This window comes from Pokkaliibacter sp. CJK22405, from assembly GCF_046614695.1.
In the GTDB taxonomy this organism is placed as follows: Bacteria; Pseudomonadota; Gammaproteobacteria; order Pseudomonadales; family Balneatricaceae; genus Pokkaliibacter.
This window is the reverse complement of record NZ_JBKKHQ010000014.1, coordinates 35,716-48,038: the sequence shown is the minus strand read 5'-3', so window position 1 is coordinate 48,038 and position 12,323 is coordinate 35,716. Positions and strand designations below refer to the sequence as shown.

The window sequence follows — 12,323 nt, the reverse complement described above, 5'->3', positions numbered from 1 at the left end:
GCATCTAGCCTACGTACACTCCGTTCTGCCCTACCCTCTCCCTCGATCGATAAAGCCCCACATTTATGGAGTCCTCCCTATTTCCAATGCTGAAGCTATCCTGCAAATGACATAAACAAAAACGCCTCCCGAAGGAGGCGTTTTCTATGCACTACCATTAGTCAGCGATGACCAGTCCATACTCCAGTGACGCATCCTGAATCCATAACCAGGCATAGTCAGCAAAACTGCGGCGAATGGTCAGAGTGTACGACTCTTCCCCTGTTTTACGCAGCAGTGTGGTGGTTTTGGCAAAAGGGGTCGTCACACATTTTCCAACAGGAAAGTGCGCGGGATGCACATCGTAGCAGCTGGATTTTTTCAGCACATTGATGGCATCAGGCCCCGACAGTTCAATCAGCGTTTGACCACCACTGTTATTCACAATCGCGAAATGGCCCTGTAGCGCTTCGCGAAGAGAAGACTCGACGGTGAAGGCGTCCTCACCGGGTACCAGCAGTAACCACTCGTCAGGAGATACCCAACACAGGGTGGCTTTGTCATTGGCCACTGAGCTCAGTGGTTCGCCAGGCAGATCAAGACCCAACACGGACTTAACCGCAGCACTCAGGGATGGATTATCCGCCTTACCGCGCAGCACCAAATGCCCAAGCAAGGCATGCTCACGAAAAGTAACGCCGCCACGCTGACCGGGGCGAGCGGCAAGTTCGCCTAACTGCACATGATGCAAAGGAGACTCAGCCAGGCTTGCCGGACCACGCTGTTCCATCACAGCAATTTTTACACTTGGCTCAGACATTCTGACGATCTCCTTTAGGATCCAGGAAGACAGAAGAAGTAATCACGCACTCAAGGACTCGACCATCACGCAGCGGCGCATATACCTTTTCACCCATACGTTTCAGACCACCTTTAATCAGTGCCATGGCAATGCCCTGATCCAGATTAGCGCTGTAATAACTCGAGGTCACATGCCCCAGCATGGGCATCGGTTTTGGGTGGTTCGGATCATCGACCAAATGAGCACCTTCAGGCAGTACATCCTTCGGATTGGTGCAAACAAGGCCTACCAGCTGTTTGCGGTTATCGCGCAAGCAATCCTCACGCTGCATGCCACGCTGACCGATAAAGCTGAACGGCTTGTTGTTACCGACAGCCCAGGACATGTTGAGATCATGGGGAGTGACAGAACCATCAGTATCCTGACCGACAATAATGAAGCCCTTTTCAGCACGCAGAACGTGCATGGTTTCAGTGCCATAAGGCGTCAGGTTGTACTTTTCACCATGCTCAAACAGCTTTTTCCAGACCGCCAGACCAAAGTTGGCCTGTACGTTAATTTCATAGGAAAGCTCACCGGTGAAACTGATTCGGAAGACACGGGCAGGAACGCCAGCCACAGTACCGGCACGCCAGTCCATAAACTTGAAGGTATCCTTGTCCAGATCAATGTCGTCAGTCAGCTCCGCCAGCAGATTACGTGCTTTGGGGCCTGAAATGGTCATGGTCGCCCAGTGATCAGTCACTGAAGAGAAGTAGACATCCAGCTCCGGCCACTCGGTTTGATGCCACAGTTCCAGCCAGTCCAACACCCCTGCAGCACCGCCCGTTGTGGTGGTCATCAGGAAGTGGTTTTCACCCAGACAGGAGGTGACACCGTCATCGAAGACCATGCCGTCTTCATGACACATCAGGCCATAGCGACACTTGCCAACATTCAGCTTCAGCCAGGCGTTGGTATAAATGCGGTTGAGGAATTCACGGGCATCCGGCCCTTGAATATCAATCTTACCCAGTGTGGAAGCATCAAGAATGCCTACACCATTACGCACCGCCATACATTCACGGTTAACCGCCGCATGCAGGTCTTCATTACCCTGAGGGTAATACCAGGGACGTTTCCACTGGCCGACATCCTCAAACAAGGCTCCGTTTGCCAGATGCCAGGGATGCATTGCGGTGTAGCGTTTAACATCAAACAGGTGTCCTGCATCACGACCCACTACCGCACCGAAGCTGATCGGAGTGTAGTTAGGACGGAAAATGGTCGTGCCTGTTTCAGGAATGGTTTTGCCCAAAGCTTTGGCAGCAATCGCCATCCCGTTGATGTTACCGAGCTTGCCCTGGTCCGTACCAAAGCCCATGGCGGTATAACGCTTCACGTGCTCGATAGACTCAAAGCCTTCACGAGTCGCCAGCTCGATACCTGCCGCAGTCACGTCATTCTGCAAATCAACGAACTGTTTAGGTCCACGCGAAGTCGACTTGGCGTGAGGAACCTGGAAAAGCGCCATGGCTTTTCCTTCTTTCAGCACAGTCACTTCTGGTACTTCAATAGAGGGCACAGCCTTGCCGAGTGAGGTCAGTGCCGTGGCGGCCTGTTCAATACCATCAGACAGGCAACTTTCCAGAGTGAACTTGCCTTGAACCGCACCGGCACAAAGACGTTGTTCCTTTGGCGCACCGGGAACAAAGCCAATCACGCTATCGTCCCATACAGGGCGACTACCGGTATGGCAGGAAAGGTGAACCACCGGGCTGTAACCACCGGAAGAGGCCAGCGTATCGCAGTCCAGTGACTGAGTAGCAGAAGGACTGGAAATAGGCGCAACCAGTGCCGCAGAGACACGTTTACTGCCTTTAATTTCAGTCACAACAGAGCCTGCCATGATGCGAATACCCTGAGCACGGGCAGCGTCAATCAGATCGCCTTCCGGGGCATTACGGGTATCAACAATCGCCACCACTTCAGCACCCGCCGCTTTCCAGGCCAGTGCCGCGTTGTAACCGTGGTCATTAGTGGTCATCAGCACCAGCTTCTTACCGGGCACAACACCATAACGACGCACGTAGGTCGTTACCGCACCCGCCAGCATATTGCCGGGCACATCGTTGTTGCCATACACCAGAGGACGCTCATGCGCGCCAGTGGCAAGAATGACCCAGTCCGCCCGCACTTTATGAAGGCGCTGACGGCTCATATGCAGTGGCGCACGATCACCCATGTGATCCGTTCGGCGCTCATGAATGGTCACGAAGTTATGGTCGTGATAACCATTGACGGTAGAACGTGGCAACAACATGACATCCGGGTTGCGCGACAGCTCACTCACTGTCGCCTGCACCCACTCGGCTGCAGGCTGTCCATTAATGGTTTCGCTGGAGTGAAGCAGCGCACCGCCCATCTCTTCCTGCTCATCCGCCAGAATGACACGAGCACCACCGCGGGAAGCCGTGAGTGCTGCCATCAGGCCCGCTGCACCAGCGCCGACAATCAGCACCTCACAGTGGTGATGCATTTTGTCGTAAATATCAGGATCAACTTCTTTAGGTGCACGCCCAAGACCTGCCGCCTTACGAATATATTTCTCGTAAGTCATCCACAGGGATTCAGGGAACATAAAGGTTTTGTAGTAAAAACCTGGAGGCATCATGCTGCCGCCCAGCTTGCCAACATAACCCATCAGGTCATTATCGACATTGGGCCAGCCATTGACGCTGGAGCACACCAAGCCTTCATACAGCGCCTGCTGGGTAGCACGCACGTTAGGCACCTGAGTGGCTTCCGATGCGCCCACCTGCATGATCGCATTCGGCTCTTCTGCACCGGCGGCGACAATACCGCGCGGACGGCTGTATTTGAAACTGCGGCCAACCACATCAATCCCGTTGGCGAGCAGTGCAGATGCCAGGGTATCGCCCTGATAGCCGGTATAACGATTACCATTGTAGGTAAAGCTGATTTCCCGGCTGCGGTCAATCCGGCCACCTTTGGCCTGACGATAAGGCTGGCTCATTTTGCTTCTCCTTTGGTCAGCACTAACTGCTCGCTAGCGGCAACCTTGGGCTGCTCACCCATGGGGTAAGTCTCATGAATCTGGTAGGTCACAGTGTCGCGTGTCACGTTGAAGTATTTGCGACACCCGTGGGTATGCACCCACATTTCCTGCTGTACGCCTTTGATGTTTTTACGGAAGTACACATAGTTACCCCACTCTTCATCGGTGCAGTTCATCGGGTCCAGCGGGCGGCTAATGTGCGCCTGCCCCTTGGGAGTAAACTCCTCCTGGTCGCGAACTTCCTTACAGTAAGGACAATAAATAGTCAGCATGATGAATCCTCGTCCTTAGTGCGCAACCGCTGCCGCGCCGTGCTCGTCGATCAGGGCGCCATTGTGGAAACGGAACATGGAGAAAGGTTTGGCAATCGGGTGCGCCTCGCGCTTCGCCAGCGTTGCGGCGAACACATTGCCAGAGCCGGGAGTCGCCTTGAAGCCACCGGTTCCCCAGCCACAGTTGAAGAACAAACCTTTTACCGGGGTATCAGAAATGATCGGACAGGCATCCGGCGTGGTATCAACGATACCGCCCCACTGACGGTTCATACGCACACGGCTGAAGGTCGGGAACATTTCCACAATCGCCGCCAGGGTGTGCTCAATAATGTTGTAGGAGCCACGCTGACCATAACCGTTATAACCATCAATACCGGCACCGATTACCAGGTCACCTTTGTCGGACTGACTGCAATAGCCGTGAACGTGGTTAGACATAACCACGCAGTCAAGAACAGGCTTGATGGGTTCGGACACCAAGGCCTGTAGAGGATGAGACTCAACCGGAAGTTCAAAACCTGCATAGCCCGCCATGACGCCAGAGTTACCGGCGGTGACACAGCCCACGGTATTGGCGCCGATAAAGCCACGTGTAGTTTCGACGCCTTCAACGACACCATTGGTAATCTTGAAGCCAGTCACTTCCGTCTGTTGGATAAGATCCACACCCAGACTGTCTGCAGCACGAGCAAAGCCCCACGCCACCGCATCGTGACGGGCTACACCACCGCGGCGCTGAACAGTCGCACCAAGAATCGGGTAACGGGTGTTTTTAGAGCAGTTCAGTGCAGGAATTTCCCGGGCCAGCTGATCGACTTCCAGCATTTCATTAGGAATACCGTTCAGAAGGTTCGCGTTAACCAGCCGCTCGCCATCACGCAAATCCTGCAGGGTGTGGCACAGGTGATAAACGCCACGCTGAGAGAACATCACGTTGTAGTTGAGGTCCTGAGACAGGCCTTCCCAAAGCTTCATCGCGTGCTCGTAGAGTGCTGCGGATTCATCCCAGAGATAGTTGGAGCGAACAATCGTGGTATTACGCGCAGTATTACCACCACCGAGCCAACCTTTTTCGATCACGGCGACATTAGTAATACCGTGTTCCTTGGCGAGGTAATAGGCGGTTGCCAAACCATGCCCACCACCGCCGACAATAATGACGTCGTACTGTTTCTTTGGTTCTGGATTGCGCCAGACCCGCTGCCACTGCTCATGATATGAAAGCGCATGCTTAAGCAGGCCGAACCCTGAATAACGCTGCATTGACCAGCACTCCTTCCTCTGACGGATGCCGGGCCCTGGCGAGCCCATAAAACAGATGAGGCCGGTTATCTGCAAGGAGCAGTCAAAAAACGACAGCCAGGCACAGGCAGAAAACACATCACCCCACGTGTGCATCCTGTAAGGAAACAGCGAAACCATGGGGCTTGGCACAACACTCTGAGGTGATCATATCGGGCGCCCCACCCTATCAGATACTTATAAACGCCGTGATGCGGCGTTTTTGCGACATGGCCCGACATCCTGCCGACGGCGCTGCAGCATCAGTGCGTTTTCTCCCCTTGGCGGCTTTGCCTGAAGCAGCAACTCTGAGTAAACTTGCGCTCGCAACTTATTCTCAGGGCGGGGCGAAATTCCCCACCGGCGGTAGGTCATCCGGGCAGCAATTCGGCCAGCCCATGACGAGCCCGCGAGCGCCTTGTCACGACAGGTTTTTTAACCAGCTCAGTGGCAAGGGTCAGCAGATCTGGTCAGAATCCAGAGCCGACGGTTAGAGTCCGGATGAGAGAGGATAAGCACCAACAGCGCTTTGCCATCAGCAATGGCAAGGCTCTTTTTGTGCATGCTTGCCAATAGGTGAGCACTCTTCCTATGCCCTGATTCATGCTCGAGTTATTACCATGAATCAGCACATCAAAAACGCTTTCAACGCTTCACAAGAAGCATCCCTTTCCCTGTTGGATACCTTTGGCACCCGCGAAGAGCGTGTCAACAAGGCGGTCAATGCCCTAAAAGCAGGTCTCGGCATCATTGTGGTCGATGATGAAGACCGAGAAAACGAAGGGGACATGATTTTTTCCGTCGACCATCTGACCGCGCAACAAATGGCCTTACTCATCCGCGAAGGCAGCGGCATCGTTTGCCTTTGCATTGAAGAAGCACAGGCACGCCAGCTTGAGCTGCCGCCCATGGTGGAAAGCAACAGCTCCAAAAATCAGACCGCCTTTACGGTAACCATCGAAGCCAGAGAAGGCGTCAGCACTGGCGTTTCCGCTAAAGATCGCGTCACAACGATCAAGACCGCCTGTCACCCAAACGCCAAAGCCAGCGACCTTGCCCGCCCTGGGCATGTTTTTCCATTGGTCGCCAAAGCAGGTGGTGTACGTGAGCGCCGCGGCCATACAGAAGCCACGCTGGACCTGATGAAGCTCGCCGGGCTTTCACCTAATGGCGTGCTGTGTGAAGTGCAGAAAGAAGACGGAGAAATGGCCCGCTTACCAGAGCTAGTCACCTTTGCGGCCAAGCACCAGATGCCGATTGTCTCTATTGAAGACCTAGCCTTTTCACTTCAAGCAACCATCTGATCAGCCCAACGCTCCCTCAATACGGCGGCCTGATTCCTGGGCCGCCACATCACCGCGCCTATGCCATTTTGATTACATGATGAAACCTGATAGCCATCAAAGATGCGTTAGGATAATTAACGCTTAAATTTTGATTTAACAGAGTGAAGCAAAGTCGCTGTTTTCGTACTCATTTCAAGAAGTAGGACTCATCTTAGTAGCACTCTGTTGACCTGAAGTCATTGGCTTGGGCTGAGCCCACTGCTAGTATGTTGCACCTATTTGTTGCACAAAAAATTACACTTTCAGCAGTTTTCATACTATTTCATAGGTATCACCTGACAGAACCCCAGCCTGCAGAACGAAACGCCAGAGACCATCTGGCAGTTTTTAGGTTCGCACTTCTAGATAAGGCTTAAAGTTCATAAGTAATACCAAGAAATAGGCACACGATGTGCGTAACCATGAAAACTATCACTTACCCAAAGGGACCAGCGATGTGGCGTAAAGGATATAACGCATGAACACGCCCACTGATCATCAATGGTATCTGATCCAGTGCAAGCCACGCGAAGGCTTCCGTGCTGAAGAACACCTGACCAATCAGGGGTTTACCTGCTTTCACCCCACCCACCGCGTTGAAAAAGTCCGCCGTACTGGTCGGCAGTGGGTGACAGAACCGTTATTCCCAAACTATCTCTTTATCCAGCTCGATACTGTCGAGAATAACTGGTACCCCATACGTTCCACACGCGGCGTCAGTAAGATGGTGACCTTTAATAATCAACCTCTTGCTGTACCCACCTGCGTGATAGAAGGGTTGAAGCACCGTTTGGAAGACTCCCCTTCAGAGCAGCCAGCATTCAGTACTGGCGACAAGGTTCGTATTAAGGAAGGCTGTTTCAGTGAGCTTGATGCCATTTTCCAGGCTCAACGCGGAGAAGACAGAGCGCTACTGCTCTTGACCCTTCTCAGTACACCACAGCGTATCGAAGTACCTTTACACGCTATTTCCCGTTTTTGACGACTACCATCGCAGCCAAAAGGCCTGCGATCACAATATGCTGCACGTTTTTTGGAAACTGACGATCAATCCAAGGGCGGTAGCGTGCTATTTCAACACTAGAAAAAAGCTTTAAAGGAATAAGCGCCCATGAAAGTTACCGTCTTCGGAACTGGATATGTCGGCTTGGTTCAGGCGGCCGTCCTGGCAGAAGTTGGCCATGAAGTCTGCTGTGTCGATATTGATAGCGCAAAGATTGAAAACCTGAAAAAAGGGATTATTCCAATCTATGAACCTGGTCTGACAGCACTGGTTCAGGAAAACTTCGAGGCCGGCCGCTTGCAGTTCACCACAGACTCAGTAGAAGGTGTTGGTTTTGGCAATGTTCAGTTTATTGCGGTAGGGACGCCACCGGATGAAGACGGCAGCGCGGATCTACAGTACGTATTAAAGGTCGCTGAGACCATTGCCTCACACATGGATGAGGCCAAAATTATCATCAACAAATCCACTGTTCCTGTTGGCACCGCCGATAAGGTCAGGAGCAAAGTGGAAGAAGTCCTCAGCGCTCGCGACAAAAAACTGACTTACCACGTGGCATCCAACCCCGAGTTTCTGAAAGAAGGCTCTGCAGTGAATGACTGCATGCGCCCGGACAGAATCATCATCGGAACCGACAGTACCGATGTCGAAGGCACAATGCGAGAGCTATACGCGCCCTTCAACCGCAACCATGAAAAGCTCATCATCATGGATGTGCGCAGTGCAGAGCTGACCAAGTACGCAGCGAACTGCATGTTGGCCACGAAGATCTCCTTCATGAACGAGATGGCGAATCTTGCAGAAAAACTAGGCGCAGATATTGAAGCCGTTCGCAAAGGTATCGGCTCTGACCCACGTATTGGCTATCACTTTATCTACCCTGGCTGTGGCTACGGCGGCTCCTGTTTCCCTAAGGATGTGCAAGCCCTAAAGATGACAGCCAGCCAAATCGGCTATGACGCTAAGATCCTGAAAGCCGTTGAAGACACTAATAACCAGCAAAAGCATAAGCTGTTTGAGTTTATTACCCAGCACTACGGCACTGATAATCTGCAAGGCAAGGTCTTTGCACTCTGGGGGCTGGCGTTCAAACCCAATACGGATGATATGCGTGAAGCTCCCAGCCGCGTCCTCATGGAAGCCCTCTGGAATGCCGGAGCCAAAGTTCAGGCTTATGACCCGGAAGCCATGGAAGAATGCCAGCGCATTTATGGCACACGTGAAGACCTGACCTTGATGGGCACCAAAGAAGGTGCGCTACAGGGAGCGGACGCACTGGTGATTGTCACCGAATGGAAAAACTTCAGGGCACCGAACTTTAGTATGCTCCAGACCCAGCTGAAAGATAAGACTCTTTTTGACGGCAGAAATCTGTATGAACCATCGTTAGTAAATAAACAAGACTTAAAGTACGTTTCGATTGGCAGAAAACAGAAGTAGAGTGTAAAAGTGAGCGAAACAAAAGGAGTTTTACACTACTTTAAAAATAGTGGCTGGCTGTTTTCTGAGAAGCTCCTCCGGATGTTCTCAGGAATCTTTGTTGGTGCATGGGTTGCTCGATACTTAGGCCCCGAGGAGTTTGGGACACTAAACTATGCACAATCTATCATCGCCATATTTTTAGCTATAGCGTCGCTTGGAATAGATAATATATTCACACGAGAAATTATCAAATTTCCAGAAAAGAAAAAAACAATCATCTTTAATAGCCTGCTAATAAAGCTATTAGGCTACCTATTAATGTGCTTATTCGTAGGAATATACATTTACTCATCCAGCGATACGTATAAAGCAAAACAGATTATAGCTATACTTCTGATAGGATATTTCTTTCAAATATTCAGCGTTTTCGACCTTTACTATCAAAGTGAACTTAAAGGAAGACTGAGCACACTGGCAAGCATAGCAGCCATAATATTATCCAGCATAGCAAAAGTAATTTGTGTAGAATTTAATTTAGGATTATTTTGGATTGCTGCTGCCTTTGCTGTTGACACTCTTATTTTATCTATCGGCCTTCTTTTATTCATGAAAACTGAATATCGACAACTGGAAGGGGAAGCGACTTTCGATAAGGAATTAATCTTAAATATACTGCAGGATAGCTGGCCATTAATTTTCACTGGCACCGTTATTATGCTGCAAGCTAGAATCGATCAGTTTATGCTGGCTAAAATGTTCAGTGAGCATGAGGTAGGTTTATATTCTTCCGCCTTACGCATCGTGGAAGCTGCATCATTTGTCCCAATGATTATCAAGAGCACTTTCTTTCCTAAACTGGTTTCTGCTCACGCAACGGGTGAAGAAAATTACAGACAAGCTCTGACCAATTTTTATCGACTAAACTTTATTCTATTTATTTTTATAACAGGCTCAATAGCATTAGCTTCATATCCTATTGCAGACATACTGTATGGAAAAGAATATACCGGTGTCGGTTTTTTACTTTTTCTTATGTCGTTCCGCATGTTCTTTACAAACATGGGTGTTGCACGCAGCGTTTTTTTGGTAAACGAAAACATGACTACGTATTCATTCATTAGCATGGGAATTGGAACACTCACCAATGTTTCATTAAACTATTTATTAATCCCTAATTACGGAGCGCTAGGAGCTATTATCACCACTTATATTTCTTTCTTAGTCTCTATATTTTTGATAGATCTATTATATAAAAAATCAAGAAAAAACGTTCTCTGCATGATTTATTCAATCATCACTTTCTGGAAATTTTCAATTAAAAGGTTAGTTGCGTGATTATATTTTTTTCGGAAGGCCGACTGGGGAACCAGGTTTTTCAATATGCTTTTTTACGTACCCAAGCCAATAAAAATGAAAAAATAATTTCAATAGGAATGGATGATCTAAATCAAACTTTCATCAAAGACAGAAACCATATAAATTTTAAAAGAATAAAGCACAGCACTAAGCTATACACCTTAGCAAAAATACTTATTACTTTATTAGCAACAACCCGGCTAATCAGGGTTACTAAGGCAGAGCGAGAAAAGATTCTAGGCAGCTATACCCGCGAGACGACTAGAACCAAGTCCCGGAAAGGATTAATTAATAGAATCAACTTTGTCGAAACAGGCTTCTTTCAGAGCGACTATTTTTTTTCAGAAGAAGTAGCCGCCGAACTGGCAATAAAACCAGAACATTTGGCAGCACCCTCCTCATTTATGCAAAAAATAAAGTCAGAGAAGAAATTCTTTATACATATTAGGCGTGGAGATTATCTAACGCATACCGTTTTAGGAAAGTCCGCACTACTTCCGTTAAGCTATTTCTATGAGGCTATAAAACAAGTACGCGAACGCTTTCCTCAATCTGCTCTAATATTCTTCTCAGATGACTATGATTTTATAAATCAACACTTCGGCCATATTGAAAATATTTACCTATCGAATCTGACATCTGCCAGTGAAGACTTTGCTTGCATGACACTTTGTAATGGCGCCATATTAAGCCCTAGCAGTTTTAGCTGGTGGGCCGCCTATTTGATGAAGTCCTCGCCAGATAATGTTTACGCACCTCAACACTGGCTTGGTTTTAACAGTCAAATAGACTACCACAGCAGCCCTATTCCAACAGGTTACAAGAAAATTGATGCGATAAAATTGGAAAAGCAAGATGCTTAAAAAAACAACAAATAGATTATCAGAACTTGATGCTCTTAGGGGAATAGCCGCTCTATCATTTGTTTTTTTTCACTATTTCTATCATTATCATTTTACTTATAACAGCGGCCCCGAGATATCTATTGCTAAATATGGGCATTACGGCGTACAGCTTTTCTTTTTTATCAGCGGTTTTGTAATTTATCTTTCTGTAAATGCAGCCGACAGCACTTCAAGCTTCCTAAAGTCACGCTTTATAAGGCTATACCCCACTTACTGGGTGGCTTTGCTAATTTCTTTTGCAGTCGTTACTACCTTTGGCCTTGAAGGAAGAGAGGTTACTCCAAACACAGCATTGATAAATCTTACTATGTTTGGCGGATACTTCGGTACTAAATACGTGGATGGTGTCTACTGGACTCTGAGCATTGAGTTAGCTTTTTATCTAATCATCGCACTTGCATTTACATTTCGTTGCCTACGTTACAGCGATAGCATCATTACTCTACTCACTTTGTTTTATATTTTTTTGAATAAATCGATCCACTATGAGTTTCTACCATTCGAGAGGGTTTGGCTATTTTCATACTCACCCTATTTTGTGATAGGAATCTTTTTTTACAAACAAAAATATCAAAGAGATCTTAACCTAGGCAGTTACGCTTCAATATTTTTAACGATAGCACTATTAATTTATCAGGGCTCTGCAGAAGACATTGTCGCACTAATTTTATTAATTGCCATTTTTTACGCAGCCCTTTTCACTTCATTTACAAAAAGCATTCTTAGACACTTTGTTTTTTTTGGAAAAATCTCTTACGCACTTTACCTAGCACATCAAAATTTAGGCTTTGTAATTATTCAACACAGCAAAGATCTTAAGCTTAGTTATAGGCTTTATTTTATCTTTAATAATTGCTTGGAGCCTGACAAAATTTATTGAACAACCTTCTTTGAAGTTTTTAAAAGTTTGAAAGAAA

The 12,323-nt window shown here is 48.4% G+C and carries 10 protein-coding genes and 1 riboswitch; of the genes, 6 read left to right on the top strand and 4 right to left on the bottom strand.

The annotated features are described in order from the left end of the window. Window positions 1-157: 157 nt before the first annotated feature. The 4 genes from ACKC9G_RS10680 to ACKC9G_RS10665 are packed head-to-tail and all read right to left on the bottom strand — an operon-like array spanning window position 158 to window position 5,377. A complete protein-coding gene (locus tag ACKC9G_RS10680; RefSeq protein WP_411405117.1) occupies window positions 158-799 on the bottom strand; it encodes a sarcosine oxidase subunit gamma in 642 nt (213 codons plus the stop codon). Then, window positions 792-3,797: a sarcosine oxidase subunit alpha gene (locus ACKC9G_RS10675; RefSeq protein ID WP_411405115.1), complete on the bottom strand. Its 3,006-nt coding sequence runs from the start codon at window positions 3,795-3,797 to the stop codon at window positions 792-794. The genes ACKC9G_RS10680 and ACKC9G_RS10675 overlap by 8 nt, the downstream gene beginning before the upstream one ends. Beyond that, entirely contained in the window at window positions 3,794-4,111 is a 318-nt protein-coding gene (locus ACKC9G_RS10670; RefSeq protein ID WP_411405113.1) for a sarcosine oxidase subunit delta, read from the bottom strand. Before ACKC9G_RS10670 ends, ACKC9G_RS10675 begins: the two co-directional genes overlap by 4 nt. A 15-nt stretch (window positions 4,112-4,126) precedes the next feature. Next, the gene (locus ACKC9G_RS10665; RefSeq protein ID WP_411405111.1) at window positions 4,127-5,377 is read right to left on the bottom strand and encodes a sarcosine oxidase subunit beta family protein; all 1,251 of its coding nucleotides are present in this window, start codon (window positions 5,375-5,377) and stop codon (window positions 4,127-4,129) included. Window positions 5,378-5,724: 347 nt separating this feature from the next. Next, window positions 5,725-5,912, top strand: a riboswitch (FMN riboswitch). A 103-nt stretch (window positions 5,913-6,015) separates the two neighbouring features. Between ACKC9G_RS10665 and ribB the strand changes: the two genes are divergently transcribed. The 6 genes from ribB (at window position 6,016) to ACKC9G_RS10635 (ending at window position 12,286) form a co-directional block, all read left to right on the top strand. Further along, complete coding sequence (ribB, locus tag ACKC9G_RS10660) at window positions 6,016-6,699, top strand: 3,4-dihydroxy-2-butanone-4-phosphate synthase (protein ID WP_411405109.1); 684 nt, start codon at window positions 6,016-6,018, stop codon at window positions 6,697-6,699. A gap of 499 nt (window positions 6,700-7,198) precedes the next feature. Then, window positions 7,199-7,702: a transcription/translation regulatory transformer protein RfaH gene (gene rfaH / locus ACKC9G_RS10655; RefSeq protein WP_411405107.1), complete on the top strand. Its 504-nt coding sequence runs from the start codon at window positions 7,199-7,201 to the stop codon at window positions 7,700-7,702. 129 nt (window positions 7,703-7,831) lie between these two features. Further along, the gene (locus tag ACKC9G_RS10650) at window positions 7,832-9,163 is read left to right on the top strand and encodes a UDP-glucose dehydrogenase family protein (RefSeq protein ID WP_411405105.1); all 1,332 of its coding nucleotides are present in this window, start codon (window positions 7,832-7,834) and stop codon (window positions 9,161-9,163) included. A gap of 9 nt (window positions 9,164-9,172) precedes the next feature. Beyond that, a complete protein-coding gene (locus tag ACKC9G_RS10645; protein ID WP_411405103.1) occupies window positions 9,173-10,480 on the top strand; it encodes a flippase in 1,308 nt (435 codons plus the stop codon). Then, window positions 10,477-11,364: an alpha-1,2-fucosyltransferase gene (locus tag ACKC9G_RS10640; RefSeq protein ID WP_411405101.1), complete on the top strand. Its 888-nt coding sequence runs from the start codon at window positions 10,477-10,479 to the stop codon at window positions 11,362-11,364. The genes ACKC9G_RS10645 and ACKC9G_RS10640 overlap by 4 nt, the downstream gene beginning before the upstream one ends. Then, window positions 11,357-12,286, top strand: coding sequence for an acyltransferase family protein (locus ACKC9G_RS10635; RefSeq protein WP_411405099.1), 930 nt, complete (start codon window positions 11,357-11,359; stop codon window positions 12,284-12,286). The genes ACKC9G_RS10640 and ACKC9G_RS10635 overlap by 8 nt, the downstream gene beginning before the upstream one ends. Window positions 12,287-12,323: the final 37 nt, after the last annotated feature.